Origin of the sequence: Burkholderia sp. BCC1988, assembly GCF_905339895.1 — a bacterium.
GTDB lineage: Bacteria > Pseudomonadota > Gammaproteobacteria > Burkholderiales > Burkholderiaceae > Burkholderia.
Map to the genome: position 1 here is coordinate 1 of NZ_CAJPHA010000037.1, position 26,985 is coordinate 26,985.

The 26,985-nt window shown below is 69.3% G+C and carries 24 protein-coding genes; 15 read left to right on the top strand and 9 right to left on the bottom strand.

Annotation, left to right across the window (positions count from 1 at the left end; translation table 11 throughout):
* Positions 1–29 precede the first annotated feature (29 nt).
* The 4 genes from U4012_RS33755 (at position 30) to U4012_RS33770 (ending at position 3,841) form a co-directional block, all read left to right on the top strand.
* On the top strand, positions 30–998 hold the full coding sequence (locus U4012_RS33755; RefSeq protein ID WP_321804090.1) for an ABC transporter substrate-binding protein: 969 nt from the start codon (positions 30–32) through the stop codon (positions 996–998).
* A 61-nt stretch (positions 999–1,059) separates the two neighbouring features.
* Entirely contained in the window at positions 1,060–1,680 is a 621-nt protein-coding gene (pnuC, locus tag U4012_RS33760; RefSeq protein ID WP_321804094.1) for a nicotinamide riboside transporter PnuC, read from the top strand.
* A gap of 71 nt (positions 1,681–1,751) precedes the next feature.
* Entirely contained in the window at positions 1,752–2,930 is a 1,179-nt protein-coding gene (locus tag U4012_RS33765; protein ID WP_321804169.1) for a phosphotransferase enzyme family protein, read from the top strand.
* Positions 2,927–3,841, top strand: a complete 915-nt coding sequence (locus U4012_RS33770) for a sulfurtransferase (RefSeq protein WP_321804096.1) — start codon at positions 2,927–2,929, stop codon at positions 3,839–3,841. The genes U4012_RS33765 and U4012_RS33770 overlap by 4 nt, the downstream gene beginning before the upstream one ends.
* A 91-nt stretch (positions 3,842–3,932) precedes the next feature.
* Here the strand turns inward: U4012_RS33770 and U4012_RS33775 are convergent, their stop codons facing one another.
* The 7 genes from U4012_RS33775 to U4012_RS33805 all read right to left on the bottom strand — a co-directional run bounded on the left by U4012_RS33775 (position 3,933) and on the right by U4012_RS33805 (position 12,377).
* Positions 3,933–5,267, bottom strand: a complete 1,335-nt coding sequence (locus U4012_RS33775; RefSeq protein WP_321804098.1) for an LLM class flavin-dependent oxidoreductase — start codon at positions 5,265–5,267, stop codon at positions 3,933–3,935.
* Positions 5,268–5,296: 29 nt separating this feature from the next.
* On the bottom strand, positions 5,297–6,982 hold the full coding sequence (locus U4012_RS33780; protein WP_321804100.1) for an ABC transporter ATP-binding protein: 1,686 nt from the start codon (positions 6,980–6,982) through the stop codon (positions 5,297–5,299).
* A complete protein-coding gene (locus U4012_RS33785; protein WP_321804102.1) occupies positions 6,979–7,848 on the bottom strand; it encodes an ABC transporter permease in 870 nt (289 codons plus the stop codon). Before U4012_RS33785 ends, U4012_RS33780 begins: the two co-directional genes overlap by 4 nt.
* A 13-nt stretch (positions 7,849–7,861) precedes the next feature.
* Positions 7,862–8,872 carry an ABC transporter permease gene (locus U4012_RS33790; protein ID WP_321804104.1) on the bottom strand — a complete coding sequence of 337 codons (1,011 nt, stop codon included), beginning with the start codon at positions 8,870–8,872 and terminating at the stop codon, positions 7,862–7,864.
* A gap of 59 nt (positions 8,873–8,931) precedes the next feature.
* Entirely contained in the window at positions 8,932–10,572 is a 1,641-nt protein-coding gene (locus U4012_RS33795) for an ABC transporter substrate-binding protein (protein ID WP_321804107.1), read from the bottom strand.
* Positions 10,573–10,635: 63 nt separating this feature from the next.
* The gene (locus tag U4012_RS33800) at positions 10,636–11,211 is read right to left on the bottom strand and encodes a GNAT family N-acetyltransferase (protein ID WP_321804109.1); all 576 of its coding nucleotides are present in this window, start codon (positions 11,209–11,211) and stop codon (positions 10,636–10,638) included.
* Positions 11,208–12,377: an MsnO8 family LLM class oxidoreductase gene (locus tag U4012_RS33805; RefSeq protein WP_321804111.1), complete on the bottom strand. Its 1,170-nt coding sequence runs from the start codon at positions 12,375–12,377 to the stop codon at positions 11,208–11,210. Before U4012_RS33805 ends, U4012_RS33800 begins: the two co-directional genes overlap by 4 nt.
* A 339-nt stretch (positions 12,378–12,716) precedes the next feature.
* Here U4012_RS33805 and U4012_RS33810 point away from each other — a divergent pair, with 339 nt between their 5' ends.
* The 11 genes from U4012_RS33810 (at position 12,717) to U4012_RS33860 (ending at position 25,013) form a co-directional block, all read left to right on the top strand.
* Positions 12,717–14,024: an NtaA/DmoA family FMN-dependent monooxygenase gene (locus U4012_RS33810; RefSeq protein ID WP_044848616.1), complete on the top strand. Its 1,308-nt coding sequence runs from the start codon at positions 12,717–12,719 to the stop codon at positions 14,022–14,024.
* 183 nt (positions 14,025–14,207) lie between these two features.
* Positions 14,208–15,011 carry a transporter substrate-binding domain-containing protein gene (locus U4012_RS33815; protein ID WP_059496937.1) on the top strand — a complete coding sequence of 268 codons (804 nt, stop codon included), beginning with the start codon at positions 14,208–14,210 and terminating at the stop codon, positions 15,009–15,011.
* A 4-nt stretch (positions 15,012–15,015) separates the two neighbouring features.
* On the top strand, positions 15,016–15,750 hold the full coding sequence (locus U4012_RS33820) for an ABC transporter permease subunit (RefSeq protein ID WP_321804117.1): 735 nt from the start codon (positions 15,016–15,018) through the stop codon (positions 15,748–15,750).
* Positions 15,747–16,514 (top strand): ABC transporter permease subunit, encoded by a 768-nt coding sequence (locus tag U4012_RS33825; RefSeq protein ID WP_321804119.1) that lies wholly within the window; start codon positions 15,747–15,749, stop codon positions 16,512–16,514. The genes U4012_RS33820 and U4012_RS33825 overlap by 4 nt, the downstream gene beginning before the upstream one ends.
* Positions 16,515–16,535: 21 nt before the next feature.
* Complete coding sequence (locus tag U4012_RS33830) at positions 16,536–17,915, top strand: NtaA/DmoA family FMN-dependent monooxygenase (RefSeq protein ID WP_321804121.1); 1,380 nt, start codon at positions 16,536–16,538, stop codon at positions 17,913–17,915.
* A gap of 111 nt (positions 17,916–18,026) precedes the next feature.
* Positions 18,027–19,571: a sugar ABC transporter ATP-binding protein gene (locus U4012_RS33835; RefSeq protein WP_321804123.1), complete on the top strand. Its 1,545-nt coding sequence runs from the start codon at positions 18,027–18,029 to the stop codon at positions 19,569–19,571.
* The gene (locus tag U4012_RS33840; protein ID WP_321804125.1) at positions 19,568–20,623 is read left to right on the top strand and encodes an ABC transporter permease; all 1,056 of its coding nucleotides are present in this window, start codon (positions 19,568–19,570) and stop codon (positions 20,621–20,623) included. The genes U4012_RS33835 and U4012_RS33840 overlap by 4 nt, the downstream gene beginning before the upstream one ends.
* 166 nt (positions 20,624–20,789) lie before the next feature.
* On the top strand, positions 20,790–21,860 hold the full coding sequence (locus tag U4012_RS33845; RefSeq protein ID WP_321804127.1) for a substrate-binding domain-containing protein: 1,071 nt from the start codon (positions 20,790–20,792) through the stop codon (positions 21,858–21,860).
* 60 nt (positions 21,861–21,920) lie between these two features.
* Positions 21,921–22,451 carry an OsmC family protein gene (locus U4012_RS33850; protein ID WP_044848610.1) on the top strand — a complete coding sequence of 177 codons (531 nt, stop codon included), beginning with the start codon at positions 21,921–21,923 and terminating at the stop codon, positions 22,449–22,451.
* 349 nt (positions 22,452–22,800) lie between these two features.
* Entirely contained in the window at positions 22,801–23,520 is a 720-nt protein-coding gene (locus tag U4012_RS33855) for a response regulator transcription factor (RefSeq protein ID WP_124524332.1), read from the top strand.
* Positions 23,520–25,013 (top strand): sensor histidine kinase, encoded by a 1,494-nt coding sequence (locus tag U4012_RS33860; protein WP_257774842.1) that lies wholly within the window; start codon positions 23,520–23,522, stop codon positions 25,011–25,013. The genes U4012_RS33855 and U4012_RS33860 overlap by 1 nt, the downstream gene beginning before the upstream one ends.
* A gap of 221 nt (positions 25,014–25,234) precedes the next feature.
* Here the strand turns inward: U4012_RS33860 and U4012_RS33865 are convergent, their stop codons facing one another.
* A complete protein-coding gene (locus U4012_RS33865; protein ID WP_052664835.1) occupies positions 25,235–25,624 on the bottom strand; it encodes a hypothetical protein in 390 nt (129 codons plus the stop codon).
* A gap of 144 nt (positions 25,625–25,768) precedes the next feature.
* Positions 25,769–26,869 carry an AraC family transcriptional regulator gene (locus U4012_RS33870; RefSeq protein ID WP_321804133.1) on the bottom strand — a complete coding sequence of 367 codons (1,101 nt, stop codon included), beginning with the start codon at positions 26,867–26,869 and terminating at the stop codon, positions 25,769–25,771.
* Positions 26,870–26,985 lie beyond the last annotated feature (116 nt).

Genomic DNA, 26,985 nt, shown 5'->3' on the forward strand with positions numbered 1-26,985 from the left:
GCCGCGCACCGCGCGCGTGTCGTTGACCTATGATTTCTGATCGACGGCGTCGATCAGCCAATGGAGAACCTGGCATGACTCGCATCACTCTGATGCTCGAGTACTTTCACCCGTGGACCAATGCAGCGGGCTTCTATTTGGCCCGCGACGAGGGGTGGTTCGCGGAAGAGGGGCTCGACGTCGAAATCGTCGTTCCCGATCCGGCGCGCGGTGACGCGCTCGGGCATCTCGCGCGACACGACGTGGACTTCGGCGTGTTTCCGAGCAATCGCCTTTTCGTGCAGCGCGAGGCGGGTCACCCGCTCGTGAGCATTGCGGCGATCAACCATCGGGCGCTGGAGACGATCCAGACCGTGGCCGCGACGGGCATCGCCCGACCGCGTGACCTCGCCGGACGACGTCTGGCAATGAATCCGACGCCGCGCGGGATCGCGATGGTGCGCCATCTCGTGGCACATGACGGCGGTGATCCGGATGCGGTGACGATCGTCGACAGCGGCGTGCGTGAACTGCCGCCCGAGAGCTTTCTCGAGGGCGTGGCCGATGCGTCGTTCGGCAGCTATTGGGCATGGGATACGCTATTCGCATCGAGCGTACCGGACGGCGAACGCCGCATCTGGCCCGTCGATGAAATCGGTGCGCCGGCCTATCACAGCTACCTGCTCGGCGCGCACGAGGATACGCTGGAAACTCGCGGCGAGCTGGTGCGCGGCTTTCTGGCGGCGGCGCGACGCGGCTATCTCGCTGTCGCGCGGGAGCCGTTGCGAGGACTGCCGTCGCTCGAGCGCGTCATTCCTTATTTTCCGACATCGCTGCTGTGCCGCTCGCTGCCGCTGATCGGTGCGACATGGACGCACGAGGGCGTGTGGGGCGTGCAACGCGAGGCGCTCCTGAATCCCTACGCGCAGTGGCTCGGCACACATGGCGTCTTGCGCGATGCCTCGCAGAGCCGTTACGCATTCACCAACGCGTTCCTGCCCGACGACACCGGTCGCTAAGCTTGGGCCGCGCCAGGCGGCCGCCGGCGTTTTATTCAAGACAAGGTAACTGACACATATCATGTCCGCACTCGAAATCATCGGCGTCGCCGTCAGCGCGCTCGCCATCTGGCTCACGGCGCGTCGCAAGATGCTGTGCTGGCCGATCGGGCTCGCGTCGGTGGCGCTGTATGGCTGGATTTTCTTCGACGCCAGGCTGTATTCGGATGCGCTGCTGCAAGGCGCGTTCGCCGCGCTTCAGCTGTACGGCTGGTGGCGCTGGCTGGCGCAGCAACGGCGCGGCGACGATGCGGGGCGCGATGGCCCGCGAACCGTCGCGCCCGTCGGCGGCGTGCGCTTCGCACAGCTCGCGCCCGACCTGATCGCGGCGGTGAGCCTGAGCGCACTGCTCGGCGCGGCGATGGCTCGCTATACCGACGCCGCGCTGCCGTGGATAGACGCATCGCTCGCGGCATTCAGCCTCGTTGCACAACTCTGGACCGCGCGACGCTACATCGTTTCATGGACGTTGTGGATCGCCGTGGATGCTGTCTATGTCGGTGTATTCATCTACAAGGGCCTGTATCTCACGTCGGGGCTCTACGCGTTGTTTCTGGTTCTGGCGGCGCTCGGCTGGCGTGACTGGTCGCGTGCGGACACCGCACGGGAGACGTCGTACGTTGCATCGGGAAGCCGCATCTGATGGCATGCGATAGGACGAATCCAATGAAGTACCACACCGGACGCGCTCCGACGCCTTCCGTGAAGGCAGAGATGAACACGGGCGCACGCGATACGGGCGTGCTGGACGTACCGCCGCAATTCACCGTCGACGGCGAGACGTCGGTGCGCGATTGGCCACTCGTTACGCGTGATGACGTCGAACGGCTGTTCGCGGATTACGCAGACCTCGCGCCGCTCGCGAAGATTGCCTGGCATAGCCCCCGGCCGTTTTCGGCAGCCGTGCTTGCGCATACGCTCGATGGCCGCACATGGTTCGTGAAACGTCACCACGCCCGTCTGCGCAGCGCGCGTGGCCTCGCAGAGGAACACGCATTCATCGCGCACTTGCGCAACCGCGGCATGCCGGTACCCGACGTGCTGGCGGATCGTGCGGGCCGCACGGCGATTGCGTGTGGCGACTGGACGTGGGAGGTTCACGCGGCTGCGCCAGGGATGGACGCGTATCGCGGCGTGATGTCGTGGAAACCCTTCTTTCATCCGACCCACGCATGGTCGGCCGGCCGCACGCTTGCGCGCTTGCATCGGGCCGCGGCCGACTACGACGCCCCCGCCCGCGCATTGCAGCCGCTCCTGTCGAGCTTTCGCGTCCTTGGCAGTGCGAGCCTCGACGCCGCGCTCGACCGGTGGGTGGACGCCCAACCGGGACTCGCGCGGTCACTGGCATCGCGCGACTGGCGTGCCGATGTAGCCGAAACCATTGCGCCTTTGCACGCACGGCTCGTGCCGTTGCTGCCGGCGCTGCGACCGCTTTGGACGCACGGGGACTGGCACGCGTCGAATCTGCTTTGGACCGATGCATCTCCCGGCGCACAGGTACGTACGGTACTTGACTTCGGCCTGGCGGACCGGACTTGCGCCGTCTACGATATCGCACTCGCGATCGAGCGCAATACGATCGACTGGCTCGCCGCGCCTGCGGCACGCGTAGTCCAGTACGAGCATATCGCCGCGTTGCTCGACGGATACGAGTCGCTGGCGCCGTTGAGCGAGGCGGAGCACGAAGCGCTGGTCGCGCTGCTGCCGATCGTCCATACGGAATTCGCGTTGCTTGAAGTCGAGTATTTCGAGGATATTCTGGCAGACGCCGCAGGTGTCTCTGCCGCGTATGACGGCTATCTGATCGGTCACGCACGCTGGTTTCGGAGCCACGACGGGCAGCGGCTGCTCGCATGGCTACGGGCGCGGCGTCACAAGGAGGTGGGCAGATGAGCGGTGGAGCGTCCTTTGGACTGGAAAACCCGGCGGCAGATGCCGCTCGACGCGCACGTATCCTGGTCGGCCCGGACGAGCTTGCGGCTTGTCTCGATGAACCGGACGTGGTCGTGCTGGATGCCCATGTGGAGTTGCCGCCGCCGCGCTTCGACGGAGATTACCGGGTGACGAGCGGCCACGACGGTTGGCTCGCCCAGCGCATTCGGGGCGCACGCCATGCCGATTTCACGAGTGGTTTGAGCGCGCCGCACGAGACGCTTTCGTTCATGCGACCCGCGCCGGCGGTGCTCGCGCGCGAACTCGCTGCGCTTGGCGTGACCAGCACGTCGCGCGTGGTGGTGTACGACCGTGGCGACGGCTTGTGGTCTGCGCGGCTCTGGTGGATGTTGCGCTGGATCGGTCTCGATGCCCGGGTGCTCGATGGCGGCTGGCGAGCGTGGCGAGCGGCGAACCTGCCGGTCGATACGGGGCCAGCGAGCGCGGTGAAGCGCGGCCGCATCGACGTGCGCGAGCGTGCGGGCATGTGGGCCGACCGTGCTGACGTGGAAGCAATGCTCGCAGGCTCGGTACGCGCCTCGCTTGTTTGCGCGCTGTCGGCCGAGGTCTATGCCGGAACGGCGCCGAGCCGTTATGCCCGGCGCGGACATATTCCGGGGAGCGTGAACGTCCCCGCGCGGAGTTTGCTCGACGCTACCGGGCGTTACGAAACGGCGCCCGGTCTGCGGCGCGCGCTGGGTTCGCTGGATGCCGCGCACCCTGTCTGCGTGTACTGCGGCGGCGGCATTTCCGCCGCGGTGAATGCCCTCGCACTCACGCTGGCGGGGTACGACAAGGTCTCCATCTACGATGGTTCGTTACAGGAATGGGCAGCAGATCCCGCTTTGCCGCTCGTCTCGGTATTCCGATAACGCTCGGCATGCGCGAGATGCACTCGTCGAGTCAATTGACGAGGGCAGGGTCGCATTGGCGCGCCCGGCCACGCACACGATGCTCGCCCGCTCATGCCGCGCGGGCGTGCCGGTTCGGCGGATACGGCAGCCCGAGATGATCGCGCAGCGTCGCGCCTGCGTAATCGCGCCGGTACACGCCGCGCTCCTGCAGGATCGGCACGACCCGGGCAGCGAACTCGGCGAACGCGGCGGGCGTGCCGCCGCGTACGATGAAGCCGTCCGTCGCACGCGCGTCGACCCACGCCTGCAACCCGTCGGCGACCTGCTCGGGCGTGCCCGCGAAACTCGGGCGCGGCGTGGCGGCCTCGAGCGCGACCTCGCGCAGCGTCAGGCCGCGTTCGGCGGCGTCGCGCTTGATCGAGTCGGTCGTGCTGCGGAACTGGTTGCTGCCGAGGTCGCCGAGGTCGGGAAACGGTGCATCGAGTGCGTACTGCGAGAAATCGTGGTGATCGAAGTAGCGGCCGAGATAGTCGAGCGCGTTGTCGATCGTCACGAGCCGCGCGGTGTCCTGGTATTGCGCTTCGGCGTCGGCGGCCGACGCCGCGACGATCACGCTGATGCCCTGGAACACCTTCAGGCTGTCGGGCGCGCGGCCGCGCGCGGCGAGCCGTCGCTGAACGTCCGCGTAGAACGCCTGCGCGAGCGGGATCGTCTCCTGGCGCGTGTAGATGGCGTCCGCGTGTTCTGCCGCGACGCCCTTGCCGTCGTCCGACGCGCCGGCCTGGAACAGGATCGGGCGCCCTTGCCGCGAGCGGCCGATGTTCAGCGGGCCGGCCACCGAGAAGAATTCGCCGACATGATTCAGCGTGTGCAGCTTGGCCGGATCGAAGAACACGCCGCTTGCCTTGTCGCGCACGAATGCATCGTCTTCCCACGAATCCCAAAGCCCTTTCGTCACCGTCAGGAATTCCGACGCGATCCGGTAGCGCAACGCGTGCTCCGGGTGTGCGCCACGCGAGAAATTCTTCGCTGAACCTTCGAGCGGCGACGTGACGACGTTCCAGCCGGCGCGGCCGTCGCTCAGATGATCGAGGCTCGAGAACTGCCGCGCGACGGTGAACGGATCGCTGTACGACGTCGACAGCGTGCCGACCAGCCCGATCCGCTCGGTGACGAGCGCGAGCGCCGACAGCAGCGTGAGCGGCTCGAAGCGGTTCAGGAAATGCGGAATCGACTTCGCGTTGATGTGCAGCCCGTCGGCGACGAACAGCAGGTCGAATTTGGCCGCCTCCGCCTGCCGCGCGAGCGTGCGGACGAAGTCGACGTTGATGCTCGCGTCGGCGACCGCATCCGGATGGCGCCACGCGGACATGTTGCCGGATGCGCCCTGGATGATGGCGCCGAGATGGATCTGGCGGGGAGTAGTGTGGATCGGTTGACTCATGGTGGCGGTTCGGTGAGGACGGTCAAGGTTCATGCGAGCGCGGCGAGCGGCGGCGCGGCATGCGCGCCGGCCAGCGGCGGCAGTGTCGGCAGCGCATCGAGCAGCGATGCGGTGTACGGGTGCGACGGCGCGCCGAACACGCGCTCGACCGGGCCGCTTTCGACCACGCGGCCGCCGCGCATCACGAGGATCCGGTCGGCGACGTGATGCACGACGCCGAGATCGTGCGAGATGAACAGCATCGCGGTGCCGTGCTCGGCCTGCAGATCGGCAAGCAGATCCAGCACCTGCGCCTGGATCGACACGTCGAGCGCGCTGACGGGCTCGTCCGCGACGAGCAGCGCCGGGTTCGACGCGAACGCGCGCGCGATCGCGACGCGCTGCCGCTGCCCGCCGGACAATTCGCGCGGGTAGCGGTCGATGCAGCCGGCGCCGAGTTGCACCTCGTCGAGCAGTTGCAGCACGCGGCGGCGGCGCGCATCGCCGCGGATACCGGCCGCGTCGAGGCTTTCGCCGACGATCTGCCCGACCGGGTAGCGCGGGTCGAACGAGCTGTACGGGTCTTGCGCGATCAGCTGCAGCCGGGCGCGCCGGGCGCGCCGCGCGGCTTCCGGCACACCGCTCCACGGCTGGCCGTCGAGCGCGACGGAGCCGCTGTCCGGCTCGACGAGCCCGAGCACGATGCGCGCGACCGTGGACTTGCCGGAACCGGATTCGCCGACGATGCCGAGCGTCTCGCCGCGTGCGAGCGTGAACGACACGCCGTCGACCGCGGCCGGCGCGGTGCGATCGCCGTAGCGTTTCGTCAGCGCGTCGACGGCCAGTACCGGTGCATGCGCATCGATGCGCTTCGGCGGCAGCGGAACGCGCGCGGCAGTCGCGAGCCGGAACCCGCGCGATGCCGCGGTGGGAATCGCCGCGAGCAATTCGCGCGTGTACGGATGCGCCGGCGCGGTCAGCACGTCGCGCGCCGGCCCCTGTTCGACGACCTGGCCGGCGCGCATCACGAGCACGCGATCGGCGAGCTCGGCGACGACCGCGAGATCGTGGCTGATCAACAGCACCGCGTCGCCGGCATCGCGGCGCGCGCGCAGCAGCGACAGGATCTGGCGCTGCACGGTCATGTCGAGCGCGGTGGTCGGCTCGTCGGCGATCAGCAGCGATGCGCCGCCCGCGATCGCGGTGCCGATCAGCACGCGCTGCCGCAAGCCGCCGGACAACTGGTGCGGATACTGCGGCAGCCGCCGCTCGGGGTCGTCGATGCCGACCGCGCGCAGCAGGTCGGCGCTGCGCGCCGCGACGTCGCGCCCGCGCGTGTCGCGCAGCGCCTCGGCCACGAGGTCGCGCACGCGCCACAGCGGATCGAGCGACACCAGCGCGTCCTGCAGCACGTAGCCGATCCGGCGCCCGCGTATCGCGCGCCAGTCGCGCTCGCGATGGCCGCGCGCATCGGCGCCGGCGATCTCGAAGCGGGCGGCGTCGAGCACCGCGTGTGGTCCGTTCAGCCCGACGAGGCTGCGTGCGGTGACCGACTTGCCGGAACCCGATTCGCCGACGAGCGCGACGCATTCGCCGGCATGCACGGCGAGCTCGAGCGGCCCGACGACGGGCCGCGTGCCGTGCGCGCCGCGAAAGCCGATCGTCAGGCCTTCGATGCGGACCAGTGGCGCGGCGCGCGCCGGCGTTGCCGGCGCAGTGGATGCAATCGTGCTCATGCTGCCTCCCGGCGTTCGAAGCGGGCCTGCCAGTAGCCACCGAGCGCATTCACGGCGATCACGGCCGTGGTGATCGCGAGGCCGGGCCACACCGCGATCCACCACGCGTTGTACAGATAGTTGCGGCCCTCGGCGAGCATCAATCCCCATTCCGCCGCGGGCGGCTGCGGCCCCATGCCGAGGAAGCTCAGTCCCGACGCGCCGATGATCGCGGTGCCCAGTCCGATCGTCGCGAGTACCGGAACCTGCGCGATCGCATGCGGCAACACGTGCCGCCACACCAGCACCGCCGGTGCGAGGCCGAGCGTGCGCGCGTGCTCGACATGGCCGGATGCCGCGACGACGAAGGTCTGCGCACGCACCACGCGTGCGAAGCGCGGCACCGACGCGACGCCGAGCGCGAACACGAGATTGACCGCGCCGGGGCCGGTGAACGAGATCAGCATCAGCGCGAGCAGCAGGTCGGGGAAGGCGGACACGACGTCGAGCACGCGCGTGATCAGCTCGTCGAGCCAGCCGCGCGCGAGGCCGGCGAACAAACCGAGCACGGTGCCGAACACGGTCGCGACGCCGATCGCGGCCGCGCTGATCGACAGCGAGTAGCGGGCGCCGTACACGACCCGCGAGAATACATCGCGGCCGAGCTGGTCGGTGCCGAGCCAGTGCGCGGCGCTGCTGCCGAGCTGCGCGGACAGCGGATCGGCCGCCAGCGGGTCGTAGTGTGCGAGCCATCCGGGTGCGACGACGGCAACCACGTTCAGCAGCAGATAGACGGCGGCGAGCGCGAGGCCCGGGTGGCGGCGCAGCCAGCCGGCGGCGCCGGATGTCGCCGGGGCGCGCAACGCGAGATCGACGGGAGTGGACATCGAAGCCTCCGGTTCAGCGGGCTGCGCGGCGATCGCGCAGCCGGGGATCGATCAGCAGGTACAGCAGGTCGACGGCGGTGCTGAGCGCGACATAGATCGCCGCGGACAGGAGCGCGATCGCGAGGATCACCGGCATGTCCTTCGACAGCACGGCGTCGACCGTCACCTTGCCGAGGCCGGGCCGGCCGAACACCTGTTCGGTGATCACCGCGCCGCTCAGCAAGCCGCCGACGAGCCATCCGGCGAGCGTGACGGCCGGCAGCGCCGCATGGCGCAGCGCATGGCGCACGCGCAGCGCGAGCCCGCCGACGCCCCACGAACGCACCGTGAGCGCGTACGGTTCGTCGAGCGCGCGCTCGATGCCTTGCCGCAGCACGCGGCCGATCACCGCGCCCTGGGCGAGCCCGAGCGACAGCGCGGGCAGCACGAGCGACGCGAAGCCGCGATCGCCGGCCACCGGGAACAGCTTCAACGTGAAGCTGAACACGAACAGCAGCATGATGCCGAGCCAGAACGAAGGCGTCGACGCGAGCAGCAGCTCGACGCCGGACGCGGCACGCCCGGCCCAGCGGCGGCCGGCGGTCAGCACCGCGAGGCCGACCGAGAACGCGATCGTCACGACGAGCGCCGCGCCCGTCAGCTTCAGCGTCGGCCACAGCTGGCCGAGCACGAGCGGCGCGACGTCGGTGTTCAGGATGTACGAGCGGCCGAACTCGCCGTGCAGCACGCGCCACAGGTAGTGCACGTATTGCAGCGGGAGCGGCTCGTCGAGTCCCCATTCCTGGCGGATCGCCGCTTCGATCTCCGGCGTGCTCAGCTGCTCGCCGATCAGGATGCTCACGATATCGCCCGGTGCGAGATGCACGGCCGCGAACGACAGCGTGACCGCGGCCCACAGCACGAGCGCGCCGGTCGCGAGCCGCGTCGCGACCGGCGAACGCGGCCAGCGGCGCCAGGCAGCCGGCGGTCGTGCGGCCGGCCGCGCGTCCGGCACGGGGACGGGAGCGGAAGGCGAAGGGTTCATGTGAAATCTCCTGTCGGTTCGGCGCGGTGTGCGGGGCAGCGTGGTCGACGCGCGCCCGCTTACTTCTTCACCCACACGTCGTACGGGTTCTCGGGCATCTGCGCGAACGAGCGGAAGCGCAGCCCCTGGACCGCCTTCGCGGCGGCGATCTGGTCTTCGGGCTCGTACAGCGGCACCGCGTACGCCTGCTCGTTGATCGCGAAGTGCTGCAGCTCGCCGTACAGCTTCCTGCGTTCCGCGACGTTCTGTGTGCGCGCGGCCGCCCGCAGCCAGCGGGTCAGCTCGGGCGCCGCGGCACGGCTGTAGTTCAGCGCGCCGCCGCGATCGACGGGCAGGTAGTGGCCTTCGATGTCGATGCCGTCCGGCGGCGTGTTCGAGTTCGCGATCGAGCCGAACTTGCCGCTCTTGCGCGCTTCGACGTACGTGCCGTCGTCGACGTACTGGATCTTCAGGTCGACGCCGAGTCGCTGCCGTGCCTGCGCCTGCAGTGCCTGCAGCAGCACGTCGCGCTGGTCGCGCACCGTCGCCTGCGCCTGGATCACCGCGATCGTCAGCCGTTCGCCGTTCTTCGTGCGGTAGCCGCCGCTGTCGCGGACGTTCCAGCCGGCTTCGTCCAGCAGCTGATTCGCGAGCTTCGGATTGTTGCCGTAGGTCTTCTCGATCGACGCGTCGTAGAACGGATCGATCGGCGACGTGATGCCCCATGCGCGCGTGCGTTCGCCGCGATAGATCGACTGCACGATGCCGCTGGTGTCGAGCCCTTCGAGCAGCGCGCGGCGCACTTTCACGTCCTGCGTGGGACCGTACGCGACATTCAGGAACAGCGAATAGGGCGTGCCGGTGTTCAGCGCGCGGCGGTAGGTGAAATCGGCGTTCTTGCGGATCAGCGCCGCGTCGTTGCCCGACACGCCTTCGATCACGTCGACCTGGCCCGACAGCAGCGCGCCGGTGCGTACCGACGATTCGGGCAGGAACCGGTAGACGACCCGGTCGAGATACGCGGGGCCCTGGTGACCCGCCGTCGGCGGCGCCCAGCGATAGTCGGGATTCTTCGCGAACTCGATTTCCTGTCCTTTCACGTAGCGGCGCAGGATGAACGGGCCGGTGCCCGCGATATCGGTGCCGCCCGACTTCAGGCTTGGCCGCTCGAACGCGTTCGGCGACAGCAGCGGCAGCCGGCCGGCGAACGTCAGGAACGGCGCATACGGCGCGTCGAGCGTGATCGCGACCGTGCGCTCGTCGGGCGTCTTCACGTCCGCGACGTGCGAGATCAGCCGCGCGAGCTGGCTGCCGGCCGAGTACGACAGTTCGCGCGCATTCAGGAAGTTGCGGGCGACGGCCTTCGCGTCGAACGGCGCGCCGTCGGTGAACTTCACGCCGTCGCGCAGCGTGAACGTGTAGGTCTTGCCGTCGGCGGAAACCTTGTAGCCGGTCGCGAGCCACGGCACGTAGCTGCCGTCCGGCTTCTGCGCGAGCAGGCTTTCGTACGCGTTGCGCAGCAGCAGCTCGACCTTGTCCTGGCCGTTCAGTTGCGGATTCAGCGTGCGCGGCTCCGTCTCGACGCCCCAGGTCAGCGTGCCGCCGGAGACGGGCGTGCCCTGTGCGAAGGCCGCGTACGGCAACGCGAGCGCGAGCAGCAGCGCGGCCGAAGCGGTGCGGCGCGAAGCGCGGAGAGTGGAATCCGGAAATGCGAATGTCATGCGTGGAAGCCTTTCACGAAGGAGGTAGCAGGGGGTGGTGTGCGAAGCCCGGCGGACGGGGCGTCACGCGTTCGCGTGGAGCGGCGCGCCGTGCGCGTTGGTATCGTCCGCCGCCGGGTCCGGACAGAGATCCGGGATCAGGATTTTGCGCAGCCAGACGAGCGGCGTGCCGAGCGCGTTCGTCGAGCGATCGAACGGCACGTAGCCATTGCGTTCGTAGTACGGCTGCAGCCACGGATGGTTGGTCGCGGTCGCGAGACAGGTCGCGGGTGCCTTGACCTGCGCCGCGAGGAACTGCGTCTCGACGTGCGCGAGCAGCGCGTGTCCGAATCCCCGCCGCTTGAGCGCGGGGGCGACCGCGAACCAGTGCAGGAACGGATACGGCGTGCGATGGCGTTCGCCGGATACCCACGGAAACCGCACGGTCAATGTGGCCGCGAGGGCCGGACGGCCTTCCGGTGTCGCGTGTTCGAGCACGAACGTGGTTTCGCGCGCGACGGTCTGCGCGACGCGTTCGATCGGCGAGCGCGTGATCGTGAAATGCACGCCCTGCGGCACGAGCGGCGCATACGCATCCTGCAGCAGCGCATAAAGGGCCGGGACGTCGGCGGCGCCGGCGATGCGGATCGTATCGGTCATCGCGCGGTGCCCTCGAAGTCGGGTTGCCGCGCCGTCGCGCGCTCGCGCGCATCGGGCCGGTGCCGCGCCGCCGCGCCGCGCTCGTCGGCCGACGCGCCGGCCAGCAGCCGCAGCGACGCAATTCGCGGTGCGGCATCGGCGAGCGGCGTGTCGACGATGAATTCGACAACGCCGTGGCGGCGATGCAATGCATCCAGTTCGTGCAGCACGTCGTCGCGCGTGCCGTGCACGATCCGCGTTTCGCGCGGATCGATCCGGTGCGGGCCGCCGCCGGCCTGGCGGATATAGGCGTGCGCCTGTTCGAGGCTGCCGACGTTGACGGCGGGCGTGTCGCCCACCTGCACGCGAAAGCCCTGATGTCCGTGCGCGAGTTGCGTGGCGGCGTCACGGGTTGCCGCGACGATCGCGGAGACCGCGAGCAGCGGCGTGCGGCCGCCGGACGCGCTTCGATACGCGTCGAACGCGCGTTCGAGATCGATGGCGGACGCATTCAGGTGCGACGCATAGACGAATGCCCAGCCGAGCCGTGCGGCGAGCTCCGCGCTTTGCACGCTCGCACCGAGCAGGAACGGTCGTGCGGGTACGGGCGGCAGCGGCGTCGCGTGCGGTGTCGTGCTGTCCGCGTCTGAGGTGTCCGATGCGTCGGGCTGTGTGCCGTCGTGTCGAAGATGACGATTCAGCGCGTCGGCCAGGTCGGCGAACGACGCGCGCCGGGCCGGATCGTAGCCGGCCTGCAGCGCGCGCGTCGACAGCGGCAGGCCGCCTGGCGCCTTGCCGATACCGAGATCGACGCGGCCCGGTGCGAGCGACGCGAGCAGGTTGAAGTTTTCGGCGATCTTGTACGGACTGTAGTGCTGCAGCATCACGCCGCCCGAGCCGACGCGGATGCGCCGCGTATGCGCGAGCACGTGCGCGATCAGGATCTCCGGCGACGGGCACGCGAGCGCGGCGGTGTCGTGATGCTCGGCGAGCCAGTAGCGGTGATAGCCGGCGGTGTCGGCGAAGCGCGCGAGCGATACGCTGCGCGCCAGCGCGTCGGCGGCCGTTTCTCCCGGCGCGACCGGGCTCTTGTCGAGCACGCTCACGCGGAACGGCAACGCGGACAGGGCGGACAGAGCGGACGGAGCGGACGAATCGGAGTCGGAGCGGATGGCGTCGAACGTCATGATGAAGCGATCGGCGCGAGTCGAAGCGGCCTGATCAACGGGTTTGGCATGCCGAATTATTTTGCGCCGCCGTTCGCACGGTCAAACAATCAAGAAGAATATCGAAAGCCGAAAATATTCGTTCCGGCCGACCGGGGCGCTTGCGTTATGGTCGGTGGCTGCGCGCCCCGCGGCGCGTTCCCGGCGCATGCGGGACGGTCCGGCGCGAGCGTGCTCGCCGTCGCGATGCCGGCATGCGGCCGCCGATCAAACGAAATCACGAGGAGTGCAGATGAACGATCCACGCGAACGAAACGCGACGCGCAGCGCACGCCATCGCGCGACGAGCGGAGCCGCGTCATGAGCGGCGCACGCAGACGACTGAAGACGCTCGTCGGCGCGGCGAGCGTGCTGTACGCGCCCGGCGACCCGGATGTCGCGCACGGTGTGCGACGCGCGGCGTCGCTCGCACGCAAGGCGGAGGCCGAGAAGATCACCGGCCTCTTTACCGCCGACCTGCTGCAGGCCGATGCGGCCGGCCTCGCCGGCACCACCGGCAGCCAGGAGCCGATCGTCGCGCTGGCCGCGCTGAGCCAGGCGACCTCGGCGATCGGGCTCGTCGCGACGGTATCGACCACGTATCACCATCCGTACAACCTCGCGCGGCTGATCGGCACGCTCGATCACGTGAGCGGCGGGCGGGCCGCGTGGAACGCGGTCACGTCGTCGGTCGGCGAGGAGAATTTCGGCGATGCGGCGCTGCCCGACCCCGAACGGCGTTACGCACGGGCGGCCGAATTCGTCGAAGTCGTCAACGCGCTGTTCGATGCGAACGATCCGGGCGCGACGCGGCGCGCTCAGGGCGGCGGCATTTCGGTCGACCCGCGCAAGCTCGGCGCGATCGACTACCACGGCGAGCACTTCCAGGTGCAGGGCCCGCTGAACGTGCCGCCGTCGCCGCAGCGCAGGCCGGTGCTGTTTCAGGCCGGGCAGTCGGCCGGCGGCGTAGCGCTTGGCGCGCGGTACGCGGAGGTCGTCTACACGTCTCAGCCGACGCACGACGATGCGCGCGCGTTCGTCGCCGCGCTGCATCGGCAGGCTGCCGCGTTCGGCCGCGGCGACCGGCTGCCGCTCGTGATGAACTCGTTTCATTCGGTGATCGGCGAATCCGATGCCGACGTCGCGCGACGGCTGCGCGACAAGCATGAACGCATCGATTACGAACAAGGCAGGCTGAAGCTCGCCGACATGCTCGGCGGCGTCGTCGACCTGCGCGGCCTGCCGCTCGACCAGCCGTTGCCGGCGTCGCTGCTGCCGGCCATCGACAGCGTGCATCGCCGGCGCGGGCGGGTTGCGATCTTCGTCGGCTATGCGCGCCAGCGGCTGACGCTGCGCGAGCTGATCGTCCGCGCCCAGGAGACCGGCCACTGGTTCGTCGCCGGCACGCCCGAACAGCTCGCCGACGCGATCGAGGCGCGCTATCGCGCGGGGCTCGTCGACGTGCTGTCGCTGCACGGGCTCGGCCAGCCCGACCAGGAAGACCTGCTGCTCAACGGCTTGCTGCCCGAGCTGCGGCGTCGCGACCTGCTCGATACCGACTACGTGGGCGGCGATTTCCGCGCGAACCTGGAGCTGCCGGCTTTGCAGCGCGAAACGGCGCTGGCGTGAGCGGGCGAACGGCCGAACGGTGCACCGTGCTTCGCGTTCGGCGGTGCGCCGTTGCGCCATATCGCGCAATCAGATATCCATCGAAAAAATAACCATTTGGTACACGCTTGCGCGCGCTTTACAGTCTGGCCTCCTGCCGGCTGCAACGCCGGTCGTTTCGACGTTATTTCAGAAATGCGCCACATGAATCGTTTGATGCGTTCCAGGGTCCGCCGTGCCGCGGCCGCGCTGTTCGTACTCGGCCTCGTGCCGGCTTCCCATGCAGCCCAGCCGACGTTGCGCGTCGGCATCGACGCCGAGTCGTATCCGCCGTTCTTCTCGAAGGACGCGGCCGGCAAGTGGAAGGGCTGGGAAATCGACCTGCTCGATGCCGCGTGCGGCAAACTGAACGTGCGCTGCGAGCTCACCGACATTGCGTGGGACGGCCTGATTCCGGCATTGCAGAACCGCAAGATCGACGTGATCTGGTCGTCGATGACGATTACCGGCGAACGGCAGAAGGCGATCGATTTCAGCCGTGCCTATTACGAGTCGCCGACGGTGTTCGTCGGCGCGAAGAGCGACCGGCGCCGTGTCGATTGCGCGGTGCCCGCGAGCTTCAAGGGCCGCGTGATCGGCGTCGAGGCCGGCACGAACTTCTCGGCGTTCCTCGACTCCCGCTTCAAGCCGGACGCGCAGATCAAGGCCTTCGACAAGTTCGACAACGCGCTCGCGGACCTGGTGTCCGGCCGGGTCGACTACGTGCAGGAAGGCAAGGGGCTGTTTACGGCATTCCTCGCGTCGCGCGACGGCAAGGACTTCGAGGTCAAGGCGACCTGCGCGGACAATCCGGTGCTGGGCCTCGGCATCGGCGCGGGCGTGCGCCAGGGCGATGCGCTGCGCGGCAAGCTGTCGACCGCGATCGCGCAACTGCAGCAGGACGGCACGTGGGATGCGATCACCGCCCGCTATCCGAACCTGAAAGGCACGATCGAGAAGGGCCGCTGACGCGATGGCCGCGGACGATTCGCTGCTCGCGTTGCTCGCATTCGGCGACGGCGGCTATGGCCGCGTGTTCGCGGGCGCGTTCGCGCTGACGTTCGGCGTCGCGGCAGCGTCGTTCGGCACCGGCGTGCTGCTCGGCATCGCCGGCGCGCTCGGCAAGCTGTCGCGCCACGCGCCGCTCGCGTGGCTCGCGCGGCTCTACACGACGCTGGTGCGCGCGCTGCCCGAGCTGTTGTGCCTGCTGCTCGCGTTCTATGCGCTCGCGCCCGCCGTCGAGGCCGCGCTGCACCGCGGCGGCCTCGCGCCCGACGGCTTCGCGTTCCCGCCGTTCCTCGTCGCGGCGCTGTCGCTCGGGTTCATCCAGGGTGCGTATCTGACCGACATCTTCCGCGCGGCGCTCGTCAACGTGCCGGTCGGGCAGATCGAAGCCGCGCACGCGTACGGGATGACGCCGTGGCAGACGTTCGCGCGCATCCGGCTTCCGGCCGCCGCGCGGCTCGCGTTGCCGGGCACGGGCAACGTGTGGCTGAACGCGACCAAGGATGCGTCGTTCATCAGCGTGCTCGGCTCGTTCACGGATCTGCTGAAGGCGAGCCAGCTCGCGGCCGGCGCGACGCGCCACTACGTATTCTTCTATCTCGTCACGGCCGCGCTGTTCCTGTTGCTGAGCATCGCGTCGACGGGACTCTTCGCGGCGCTCGAGCGCCACGCGAACCGTGGCACGAGGCGCGCAACCGCATGATCTTCTCGCTGCCATTCCTGCTCGACACGGTGATGCCGAAGCTGCTCGCCGCGGTGCCGACGACGCTTGCGCTGACGCTCGTGTCGGGCGCGGCCAGCGTGCTGCTGGGCGTGCCGCTCGCGCTCGCCGCCGGCGCGCGCCATGCGCCGCTGCGCTGGTCCGCGCGCGGCTGGCTCATGCTGATTCGCGGCACGCCGCTGCTCGTTCAGCTCTATTTGCTTTACTACGGATTCGGGCAGATCGTGCCGCGCGAATGGATGCGCGACAGCTGGGCGTCGCCGCTGCTGCGCGACGCGTTCTGGTACGCGATCGTCGCGTTGAGCGTGAACGAGAGCGCGTATGTCGCGACGATCCTGCGCGGCGCGATCGCCGGCGTGCCGGCCGGCGAGATCGAAGCCGGGCACGCGTACGGCATGACGCGCGTGCAGGTGCTGCGCCGCATCGTCGGCCCGCGCGCGTGGCGGCTCGCGCTGCCCGCGCTCACCGGCGAGGCGATCCTGCTGCTGAAATCGACCGTCCTCGCGTCGACCGTGACGGTGTTCGACGTGATGGGAACGGCCAATACGCTGCGCTTCGAGACGTTGCGCGTGTACGAGCCGCTGGTCGGCGCGGCTGTCGTCTATGTCGTGCTGGTCGCGCTGCTCACCATTCCGGCCGCTCGTCTCGAGAGGCATGTCAATCGCCATCTGACGCGCATCCCCGACGCTCGCGTCCCCGTACGCCGCCGCCGCGCGTCGCCGGACGCGTGGGCGGCCCCCAACTGATTCCTGGTAACGAACCTGACGATGTCCGATCCTCGCCCCTTGCTGTTTTCCCTGTATGAACAAGCCAGCGTCGGCTGCGGCGGCGCGCCGAGCCTGTGGACCCATCCCGCCGACGAACGGCTGCGCGCGAATACGCTCCCGTTCTGGTCGAACCTCGCGCGCACGGCCGAGCAGGCCGATCTCGACATGCTGTTCTTCGCGGACGTGCTCGGCCTGTACGACGTCTATGGCGGATCGGCCGACGCAGCGGTCCAGTGGGCGGTCGAGGCGCCCGCGAACGATCCGATGATGCTGATTCCGGCGCTCGTCGCGCAGACCGAGCGGCTCGCGTTCGGCGTGACGGCGAGCACGACCTACGAGCACCCGTTCGCGCTCGCGCGCCGCTTCAGCACGCTCGATCACCTGAGCAACGGCCGGATCGGCTGGAACATCGTGACGTCCTACCTGACGAGCGCGGCGCGCAACTTCGGGCTCGACCGGATGATCGGCCACGACGAACGCTACGCGCGCGCGGAGGAGTTCCTCGACGTCGTGTACAAGCTGTGGGAAGGGAGCTGGGCGGACGATGCGGTGGTCGCCGACAAGCACGCGCCGCGCTATGCGCGCGGCGACCGCGTGCGGCCGATCGCGCACGAAGGCACGCACTACCGCGTGCAGGGGCCGCACGTCTGCGCGCCGTCGCCGCAGCGCTCGCCCGTGCTGATCCAGGCCGGCTGGTCCGGGCGCGGGCGCGAGTTCGCGGCGAAGCACGCGGAGGTGGTGTTCGTCGCGAAGTCGAATCCGCACGAGATTCGTGCGGGCCTCGACGAGATTCGCCGGCTCGCGACGGAGCGCGGCCGCGCGGCGGACGACGTGAAGTCGCTGACCGTGCTGCGGATCGTGACCGCGCGCTCGTCGAGCGACGCGAAGGAGAAATACCACAGGCTGCAGCAGCACTATCACCAGCACGCGCAACTCGTCAGCTATGCGGGCGACACCGGCATCGACATCGACCGCTATGCGGACGACGAACCGCTGACGACGCACACGGAAGGGCTCACGTCCTACGTGGTGCGGCCCGACGGCAGCGGCAAGCCGCTCACCGCCGGCGACGTGCGGCGCAAGTTCGCGAGCGTCACGCGCGGCACCGACCTGATCCTCGTCGGCTCGCCCGACGAGGTCGCCGATCAGCTCGCCGAGCATGCGCGCCAGTCGACGACGAGCGGCTACATGCTCAATCCGCTGATCAGCCCGGGCACGCTCGACGATTTCGCCGAGCTGATCGTGCCGGAACTGAAAAAGCGCGGCCTGTACCGCACGACGGCGCCGGCCGGCACCTTCCGCTCGCGGCTGAGCGGCCGCGACCGCCTGCCGGACACCGCGCACGGCGCGTCGTTCCGGCAATCCGCCATCCGCATCTGACGGACGGTGACGCGCCGGTCGATACGGACGACTATCAGGGGAGGGGCGTGACGTGAACCACGACGTGCTGTTCCGGCTGCAACCGCGCCGTGCCCGACAGGGGAGGCCGGCATGATTACGACGGCGAACGAGGTTGCCGGCGCGATGCACGCAGGTCGATCGGCGTCGTCGCCCGTCCTGAGCGTCGCCGGCATCGCGAAGCGTTTCGACGCGACCGTCGCGCTGTCGGCGTTGAACCTGACGATCGACGCGGGCGAAGTGGTCGCGCTGATGGGCGCGAACGGCGCGGGCAAGTCGACCTTCGTCAAGATCCTGAGCGGCGTGCTGCGGCCGGACGGCGGCACGCTGACACTGCGCGGCCAACCGTATCGGCCGGCGTCGCCGCACGCGGCCAAGCGGCTCGGTGTCGCGACCGTGCACCAGTCGGTCGCCGACGCGGTCGTGCCGACGCTGTCGATCGCCGACAACCTGCTGCTCGACCGGCTGTGCGATCGGGCGTCGCCGTGGCGCGCGACGCCGGCCGCGCGGCGTGTCGCGGCGCGACCGCTCGCCGCGCGGGTCGGGCTCGACGTCGACCTGGCCGCGCCGCTCGCGTCGCTGTCGCTGGCGGACCAGCAACGCGTGACGTTGGCGCGCGCGCTCGGCGCTCAGCCGTCGCTGCTGATACTCGACGAGCCGACCGCCAGCCTGTCCGCCCCGGAGGCCGAGCGGCTCTTCGCGCTGCTGGACGCGCTGCGCCGCGATGGCGTGGCAATCCTGCTGGTGTCGCATCGGCTCGGCGATTTGCGCCGCATGGCCGATCGCGTGGCGATCGTCCGCGACGGCCGCATCGTCGCGGACCTGCCCGCGCCCGTCGATCTGGATGCGGCGGTGCAGACGATGATCGGGCGGCCGTTGCCGAACACGCGTGAGCCGGTGCCGGCCCGCGCCGCGCCGCGCGAACCGGACGCGGCATTCAGCATGCGGCGCATCCGGCTGACGCCGGCCAGTACGCCGTTCGACCTCGACGTGCGGCGCGGCGAGATCGTCGCGATCGCGGGGCCGGTGGGCGGCGGCAAGTCGCGCCTCGCCAATACGATCTTCGGCGCCGCGCGCGCGGTGGCCGGCGACATGACGCTCGACGGGCGGCCGTGGCGGCCGCGTTCGCCGGCGGATGCGATTCGCGCCGGCGTCTTCCTGGCCGGCGAGGACCGCTGGCGCACGTCGCTGTTTCCCGACAGCGTGCCGTTCGCATCGATCGCGGGCACGATCGGTTTTCCGTTTCTGGCGCGCTGGTTCGCGCGCGGCCCGGTGGGCAGGGCGCGCGAACGCGCGGCCGCCGCGGCGGCGATCGCGCGGTTCGGCATCCGCTGCACCGGCCCGGACGATCGCGTGGCTCACCTGTCCGGCGGCAACCAGCAGAAAGTCGTGCTCGCACGCTGGCATGCCGAACCCGCGCGGCTGTTGCTGCTCGATGAACCGTTTCAGGGCATCGATGCCGGCGCGCGGGCCGATATCGTCGATACGCTGCGGCGTCATGCGCAGGCGCGCGCGACGATCGTGTTCGTCAGCGATCTCGAGGAAGCTGCCGAGATCGCGGATCGTATCGTACGGTTCGATCGAGCGACGCTCGATGACCCGCCTCCGACGTCCTCCACCTTGCGTGACTGCTCATGAAAACCGTGACTTCTTCCGCCGGGCACGATGCCGCGCCCGTCGAACGACCGCGCGCCGCGGCGGCCCGCGTCCGCGACACACTCGAGCGCACGGGTATCCTGCTCGTGCTGATCCTGCTGGTGATCGGGTTTGCGCTCAGGGAGCCTGCGTTCCTGAACGTCGACAATCTGTTCAGCATCCTGCAGTCGGTGTCGATCGTCGCGTTGCTCGGCATCGGCGTGACGATCACGCTCGCCGCCGGCGGTTTCGACCTGTCGGTCGGCAGCGTGGCCGCGACCGCGCAGATGGCCGCCAGCTATGTGCTGGTCGTGTGGCACGGCGGTACGCTGGCGGCGGTGATCGCCTGCGTGACGCTCGGCGTGGCCGCCGGGTGGTTCAACGGCGTGCTGATTACGCGCCTGCGCGTGCCCGACCAGCTCGCGACGCTCGGCACCTTGTTCCTGATGGCCGGCCTGCAATTGATTCCGACCGGCGGCCGTTCGCTCGCGACCGGCTCGGTGCTGCCCGACGGCACGGACGCGACCGGCGTGTTCCCCGACGCCTTTCTCGCGCTCGGCCGGCTACGCGTGTTCGACGTGGTGCCGCTGCCGGTGCTGCTGCTCGCAGCGGTCACGACAGTTGCCTGTGTCGCGATGGAGGCCACCCGATGGGGCCGCGTGATCTACGCGATCGGCGGCAACGAAACGGCCGCGCGGCTCGCCGGCGCACCCGCCGCGCGCTACCGGGTCGCCGCGTACGTCGTCTCGGGGGCGATCGCGTCGCTGGGCGGCGTATTGATCGCCGCGCGGGTCGGTCGCGGCGACGTGAGCGCCGGCCACTCGCTGCTGCTCGACGCGGTGGCCGCCGCGCTGATCGGTCACGCGGTATGGGGCGCGAAGCGGCCCAACGTGTTCGGTACCGTCGTCGGCGCGGTGTTCGTCGGCGTGCTGCTCAACGGGCTGACGATGCTGAACGCGCCGTACTACATGCAGGATTTCATCAAGGGCGCGCTGCTCGTGCTCGCGCTGGCGTTTACGTTCGGCATCGGGCGCCGCACGGATGCGCGAGCGTGATGCGCATGCCGCGATGCGCCGCAGCGGCTCGCTTTGATCGGCCGGCTAACCGAACCGGAACGGTTTGTCATCCTAAGTCATATCTATTTCCGAATCGCTCGGTTTGAGTTCGCGTGCGGCGCTGATAGATTGGGCCGATATCGTCCTATCTGGAGACAGGCCCGCCATGCGCTCGTTGCTTCGCCGGAAATCGCGCGTCGATCTGAAGATCGGTGCATGCATGCTGTGGTTCGCGACTGCGCTGGGCGTGCCCGCCGCGCAGGCCGGTCCGCTCAAGGGCGCGCCCGCGCCGTTCGACAGGGGCGGCGTGAAGATCGCGCTGGTCAACTATCTGTCGACCGGCGACTTCTTCCAGGCCTACGAGGCCGGTGCGCAGAAGCAGGCGCGTGCGCTCGGCGTCGATCTGCGCATTTACGAGGGCCGGCAGGATGCGGCCGAACAGCGCGAGCAGATCCAGCAGGCGATCAGCGTCGGCGTGTCCGCGATCATCGTCAATCACGGCCTGCCGGAATCGCTGAAGGACGTCGTGCAGCGTGCGCTGGACAAAGGCATCAAGGTCGTCGCGTTCGACGTCGACCTCGGCAACCCGAAGGTGCCGCAGATCGAGCAGAACGATCGCGACCTCGCGAACCTGCTGCTCGGGCAGGCCGTCAAGGACAACGGCGACGCGTTCTCGGCCGGGTACGTCTACGTCGCCGGTTTTGCGCCGCTCGACCGGCGCGATGCCGCGTGGCGCGACTTCAAGCGCGCGCACCCGAAGGTGCGGGAGAAGGCGCGCTGGGGCACCGTCGACAATCCGATCGCGCAGTCGGTCGCGAATCAGGCGGCCGCGGCGTATCGCGCGAATCCGGATATCCGTGTCGTCTTTGCGCCTTACGACGAGTTCGCTCGCGGCGCGAAGCTCGCCGCGGACGAAGCGAAGCTGGCGTCGAAGATCCGCATCTACAGTGCCGACATCTCGACGGCCGACATCGAGGCGATCCGCGCGCCGAACAGCGCGTGGGTCGCGACGGCCGCGACCAATCCCGCGGTCGTCGGCGCCGTGTCGGTGCGCGCGGCGGCACTGCTGGTGGCCGGCCAGGACCCGGGCGCGCGCATCGCGGTCCAGCCGACGCTGATCACGCGCGACGATCTCGTGAAAAACGACATTCGCACCGTGGCCGAACTCGGCGCGAAGTTTCCTGCGTTCCGCGCAAGCGACGCGGCGACCGCCGCATGGATTCCGGCGGCCGACTGATCGCCTCGGCACGCGGCGAATCGATCCGTCGCGCGCGTGCAGCCTACCCCTGACTCGACCATGACGACACTCAACGACTATCTCGCACAAAAACGCGATGCGTGGCACGCGAAGCAGCAGGCAGCCCGCAACGATCCCGATTTCAAGGCGACGCCGCTGAAGGCGACCGTGCGCGCGCTCGGTCGCAGCGGCGTGCGCGAGATCCGTATTCGCGACTTCCAGGTGATCAGCGACAGTCCGCCCGACTTCGCGGGCTACAACCTCGGGCCCGCGTCGCCGGAGCTGCAGCTTGGCGTGCTCGGCAGTTGCCTCACGCATATCACGTTGATCCAGGCGGCCGAGCGCGGCCTGAAGATCGATTCGATCGCGGTCGAGGTGACCGGCGACCAGCATCCGCTGGCACAGCAGCCGGGGTTCGAGCATGTCCCGGTATTCCCGCACAACATCCGCTATACGCTCGACATCGTGTCGCCGGAGCCGTCCGAGGCCATCCGCGCGCTGCATCAGGCGGTCGAGGCGGTCTGCCCGATCTTCAACCTGCTGAGGCTGCCGCAGGAGATCGACGGCGAATTGCGGCATACGCAGGGTTGACGCGCGGGAGCGGCGATGCGTCTGCGGGCCATTCCTGCCTTTTGATTTGCCTTCAGCATGAAGCAAGAAATCTGGCCCGATTTTTAACGTCCATTGGGTGTTCGGCCAGGACAACGCAGATCCAGGTTTAGAGGACGGGGCAGCAAGCCTTGCGGGCATTGGCTCACGGGACGGGCACGATCCAAACTTAAACGAATTGTGACCCCTTTCCGCCGCAAAATTTTGCACAATGGCGGCAGCGCGGCATTGCGCCGCGATTCGCCCCGGACAGGCCGGCTTGCCGGACCTGGCCGGCCGGAACCGCCGTTCGAGACCGAAGACCGCCGCCGCCGCGCCGCCGCCGACCGCCATGGACCACCCCAAACGCATCCTGATCGTCGAAGACGACGCCGACATCGCCGACGTGCTGAGCCTGCACCTGCGCGACGAGCGCTACGAAGTCGTGCACAGCGCGGACGGCACGGAAGGGCTGCGCCTGCTCGAGCAGGGCAACTGGGACGCGCTGATCCTCGACCTGATGCTGCCCGGCGTCGACGGCCTGGAAATCTGCCGGCGCGCGCGCGCGATGACGCGCTACACGCCGATCATCATCACCAGCGCGCGTTCGAGCGAGGTGCACCGGATCCTCGGCCTCGAACTCGGCGCCGACGATTACCTGGCGAAGCCGTTCTCGGTGCTCGAACTCGTCGCGCGGGTCAAGGCGCTGCTGCGGCGCGTCGACGCGCTCGCGCGCGATTCGCGGATCGACGCCGGCACGCTCGACGTCGCCGGGCTGTCGATCGACCCGATCGCGCGGGAAGCCGCCGTCGACGGCACACGCATCGACCTCACGCCGCGCGAGTTCGACCTGCTGTATTTCTTCGCGCGGCATCCGGGCAAGGTGTTCTCGCGGATGGACCTGCTCAATGCCGTGTGGGGCTATCAGCACGAAGGCTACGAACACACGGTGAACACCCACATCAACCGGCTGCGCGCGAAGATCGAGGCCGATCCGGCCGAGCCCGTGCGGATCCTCACCGTGTGGGGGCGCGGCTACAAGCTCGCCGCGCCGGACCAGCGGGACACGTGATGAAGCTGACCCTCACCCAGCGGCTGTCGCTCGTGTTCTCGATCCTGCTGCTCGCGTGTTCGGGCGCGTCGGCGTGGCTGCAGATCCGCGCGAACGACATGCGCGAGAAGGAAGTCGTGCAGGGCCTGTCGCGCGATCTCGCCGCGCACATCGCCGGCAGCACGCCGCTGATGGACGCGAACGGGCTGCGCCCGGACGCCGTGCGCACGCTGTTCGGCCAGTTGATGGGCGTGAACCCGAGCGTCGAGGTGTACCTGCTCGACAACGCGGGGCGCATCAAGGGCGACGACGCGCCGCCCGGCCACGTGAAGCGCGAGCGCGTCGATCTCGCGCCGGTGCAGCGCTTCATCGCGGGCGAGCCGCTGCCGATCCTCGGCGACGATCCGCGCAGCCCCGACGCGCGCAAGGTGTTCAGCGCCGCGCCGCTGCAGCGCGCGGGCCAGCCGCCGTCCGGCTATATCTACGTGGTGCTGCTCGGCGAAGCGCACGACCGGCTGGCCGCGCGCGTCGACGCCGGCAACGTGCTGCGCACGACGCTGTGGTCGATGGCGGTCGTCGCGTTGCTCGGCCTGCTCGCGGGCCTGATCGCGTTCAGCTTCATCACGCGCCCGCTGCGCCGGCTGACCGATGCGATGCGCCGCTTCGACGCGAACGCCGCGCCCGATGCGCAGCCGCCGGTGCCGCGCTCGCCGCCGGGGCGACGCGGCGACGAGATCGCGGTGCTCGAATCCGCGTTCGCGCAGATGGCCGACCGGATCGGCGACCAGTGGCGCGCGCTGACGCGCCAGGACCAGCAGCGGCGCGAACTGATCACGAACATCTCGCACGACCTGCGCACGCCGCTGACGTCGCTGCACGGCTATCTGGAGACGCTGTCGCTGAAGTCCGACACGCTCGCCGAACCCGAGCGTCGCCGCTACCTGTCGATCGCGCTCGCGCAGAGTTCGAAGGTCGGCCGGCTCGCGCAGGCGCTGTTCGAGCTCGCGCGGCTCGAGTCGGGCGGCGTGCAGGCCGAGCGCGAGCCGTTCTCGCTCGTCGATCTCGTGCAGGACGTATTCCAGAAGTTCGAACTTGCCGCGCAGTCGCGCGGCATCGCGCTGCATGCGCGGATCCCGCCGCGCGTGCCGGTCGTGTCGGCCGATCTCGGGATGATCGAGCGCGTGCTGACCAACCTGCTCGACAACGCATTGCGGCACACGCCGCAGCACGGCGAGGTCGAGGTCGCGCTGACGCCGCTCGACGATCGCGTGGTGGTGACCGTGTCGGATACCGGCGAAGGGATTCCGCCGGCGCGGCGCGAAGGGCTGTTCCGGCGGCCGCAGCGGCCGATCAGCGGCGGTGCGGCGACGAGCGGCGGGCTCGGGCTGCTGATCGTGCACCGGATGCTGGCGCTCAACGGCAGCGGCATCCGGCTCGTCGATCGGGACGGGCGCGGCGCGGTGTTCGAGTTTGCGCTGGCGGTGGCGAATCCGGCGGCGGGTGACGCGCGCTGAAGCCGACTGAAACCGACTGAAGCCGACCCGCGCCGTTGGTGCGATTTCCGCCCGAATGCATGCTCGGAAATCGCGGCGGGCCGGCACCCGCTCGTCGGTCGTCCGTGGCTTCGGACGATGGGGCGATCAACGCGTTTCGGTCGAACGATGTCGCGATTTCAGCATCGGGATGTCACGCTGAAAGCGCTCGGTGCCGAGCGCTGCCGTGCGAGTCGCTAACGTCAAGGCATCCTGAGCAATCGCTCGAATTCCGCCGATATGGCCTCGAACTTGTTCACGCCGTCTGGCGGCCACGAATCGGGGCTGCAATCGCCGAGATCCACTTGGGATGGCGTCGCGGCGGGCCGGTAGCCGCGCAGGGTCAACGGCAAGTCGGTGCCGTCGCAGCGCAGGCGTGCAAGCAAGACGCCGGTACGCTTGTTCACCACCGCAGCCTCCCAGCATTCATCGGCACAGCCGCGCGACTGGTAGACGAGCTTCTCGCCTGGATGGGTCCACTTCAGTTCGAACGGCCCGGAAGTCTGCGCATGCGCGGATGCGCAGACGAGCAGCCAGGCAACAGACTTGACGCCACCGAGAAGTGCCAGGCAACGGCTATGAAACGGTTTCATGATTCTCCCTGTTCAACGCGCAAGATCGGCACGGCGGCTGGCGAAAGCGCGCCTTCTTTCGGCTGAAAAAAGAACACGGCCGGTTTGCGCTGCCTCGGTGACGACTTCACCGATCCTGGTCCACGCCACCGGCGGTGCTCGCCGTCACCCGCCACGCTTGCGCCGCACCTCGCTCGGCGTCGTGCCGGTCCAGCGCTTGAACGCGTGGCGGAACCCCACCGCGTCGCTGAAGCCGAGCGTCAGCGCGATGTCCTCGGTGCTGAGCGTGGTGGTGCTCAGGTAATCGATCGCGAGCGCCTTGCGCACACTCGTCAGCAGTTCGCTGTACGACGAGCCTTCGGCGTCGAGCTTGCGGCGCAGCGTGCGCGACGTCATGCACAGCGTATCGGCGATCGCGTCGATGTCCGGAAACTGCCCGGGCGTGCGCGTGAGTTCCTGGTAGACGCGCCGCGTGACGCCGGCCTGGCTGCGCAACTCGTCGAGCAGGCGCGCGCAGTGCGATGACACCTGCGCGGCGGTGATCGGGTTCGCGAGCTGCGGCGCGCGAGCGAGCCACGCGGCCGGGTAGCTCAACGCATGGTGCGGCTGGTCGAACGCGATCGGGCATTCGAGCGCATCGGCGAGCTGCGCCGCGTGCGCCGGCTCCGGCTGCGCGAACTGCGCGCGGGCCGGCACGCACCACGCGCCCATCACGTCCTTGATGATCGTCACGTGCAGCGCGAACTGCATGTCGATCAGGAAGCGGTACAGCGGCAGGTCCGGCCCGGGCAGCGCGGCTTCGTGCGGATCCGGGAACAGCCACGACGCGGTGTCGCCCTGTTCGACCCAGCGGATCGCGAGCATCCCGTTGGCCAGCTGGTGATATTTGACGGCGGAATCGAACACATGCGCGAGCGATTCCGAGCACAGCATCGCGTAGCCGTACATCCCGTAGCTCGACGCATGCAGCCGGCGGCCGACCTGCACGCCGAGATCGGTGCCGTCGTAGCGGCCGATCGCGTTGCGCGCGGCGGTCAGGAACTGCAGCGGCGACGTGAGCGTGAACGGGTCGGCGACGGCGTCCGGCGCCAGGCCGGTGCCGTCGAGCACCGCGGCCGGGTCGAGGCCGAGTTCCTGCGCGACGCCGACGAGCACGGCCAGCTTGGCCGGCGAGAAGCGTTTCTCGCGCGACGCGGGGGCGAGCGGCGCGTCCGGCAGCGGGGCGGCGCCGGCGGCCGTCGGGGTCAAGAGCGCACTGCGCGGCATGGCTGGTTCTGCGTCCGATTCGATACCGTTCCGGGTTCGCGATTCTGCGCCGGAACACGCGGGCGCGCCATAGGGTTCACCCTGATGCGTACGGGCTTGCACGGTCCGGCAAGGGC

Coding starts and splice junctions, on each gene's coding strand:
- U4012_RS33755 (WP_321804090.1), top strand. CDS start 30: ATGATTTCTGATCGACGGCGTCGATCAGCCAATGGAGAACCTGGCATG.
- pnuC (WP_321804094.1), top strand. CDS start 1,060: ATGTCCGCACTCGAAATCATCGGCGTCGCCGTCAGCGCGCTCGCCATC.
- U4012_RS33765 (WP_321804169.1), top strand. CDS start 1,752: ATGAACACGGGCGCACGCGATACGGGCGTGCTGGACGTACCGCCGCAA.
- U4012_RS33770 (WP_321804096.1), top strand. CDS start 2,927: ATGAGCGGTGGAGCGTCCTTTGGACTGGAAAACCCGGCGGCAGATGCC.
- U4012_RS33775 (WP_321804098.1), bottom strand. CDS start 5,267: ATGAGTCAACCGATCCACACTACTCCCCGCCAGATCCATCTCGGCGCC.
- U4012_RS33780 (WP_321804100.1), bottom strand. CDS start 6,982: ATGAGCACGATTGCATCCACTGCGCCGGCAACGCCGGCGCGCGCCGCG.
- U4012_RS33785 (WP_321804102.1), bottom strand. CDS start 7,848: ATGTCCACTCCCGTCGATCTCGCGTTGCGCGCCCCGGCGACATCCGGC.
- U4012_RS33790 (WP_321804104.1), bottom strand. CDS start 8,872: ATGAACCCTTCGCCTTCCGCTCCCGTCCCCGTGCCGGACGCGCGGCCG.
- U4012_RS33795 (WP_321804107.1), bottom strand. CDS start 10,572: ATGACATTCGCATTTCCGGATTCCACTCTCCGCGCTTCGCGCCGCACC.
- U4012_RS33800 (WP_321804109.1), bottom strand. CDS start 11,211: ATGACCGATACGATCCGCATCGCCGGCGCCGCCGACGTCCCGGCCCTT.
- U4012_RS33805 (WP_321804111.1), bottom strand. CDS start 12,377: ATGACGTTCGACGCCATCCGCTCCGACTCCGATTCGTCCGCTCCGTCC.
- U4012_RS33810 (WP_044848616.1), top strand. CDS start 12,717: ATGAGCGGCGCACGCAGACGACTGAAGACGCTCGTCGGCGCGGCGAGC.
- U4012_RS33815 (WP_059496937.1), top strand. CDS start 14,208: ATGAATCGTTTGATGCGTTCCAGGGTCCGCCGTGCCGCGGCCGCGCTG.
- U4012_RS33820 (WP_321804117.1), top strand. CDS start 15,016: ATGGCCGCGGACGATTCGCTGCTCGCGTTGCTCGCATTCGGCGACGGC.
- U4012_RS33825 (WP_321804119.1), top strand. CDS start 15,747: ATGATCTTCTCGCTGCCATTCCTGCTCGACACGGTGATGCCGAAGCTG.
- U4012_RS33830 (WP_321804121.1), top strand. CDS start 16,536: ATGTCCGATCCTCGCCCCTTGCTGTTTTCCCTGTATGAACAAGCCAGC.
- U4012_RS33835 (WP_321804123.1), top strand. CDS start 18,027: ATGATTACGACGGCGAACGAGGTTGCCGGCGCGATGCACGCAGGTCGA.
- U4012_RS33840 (WP_321804125.1), top strand. CDS start 19,568: ATGAAAACCGTGACTTCTTCCGCCGGGCACGATGCCGCGCCCGTCGAA.
- U4012_RS33845 (WP_321804127.1), top strand. CDS start 20,790: ATGCGCTCGTTGCTTCGCCGGAAATCGCGCGTCGATCTGAAGATCGGT.
- U4012_RS33850 (WP_044848610.1), top strand. CDS start 21,921: ATGACGACACTCAACGACTATCTCGCACAAAAACGCGATGCGTGGCAC.
- U4012_RS33855 (WP_124524332.1), top strand. CDS start 22,801: ATGGACCACCCCAAACGCATCCTGATCGTCGAAGACGACGCCGACATC.
- U4012_RS33860 (WP_257774842.1), top strand. CDS start 23,520: ATGAAGCTGACCCTCACCCAGCGGCTGTCGCTCGTGTTCTCGATCCTG.
- U4012_RS33865 (WP_052664835.1), bottom strand. CDS start 25,624: ATGAAACCGTTTCATAGCCGTTGCCTGGCACTTCTCGGTGGCGTCAAG.
- U4012_RS33870 (WP_321804133.1), bottom strand. CDS start 26,869: ATGCCGCGCAGTGCGCTCTTGACCCCGACGGCCGCCGGCGCCGCCCCG.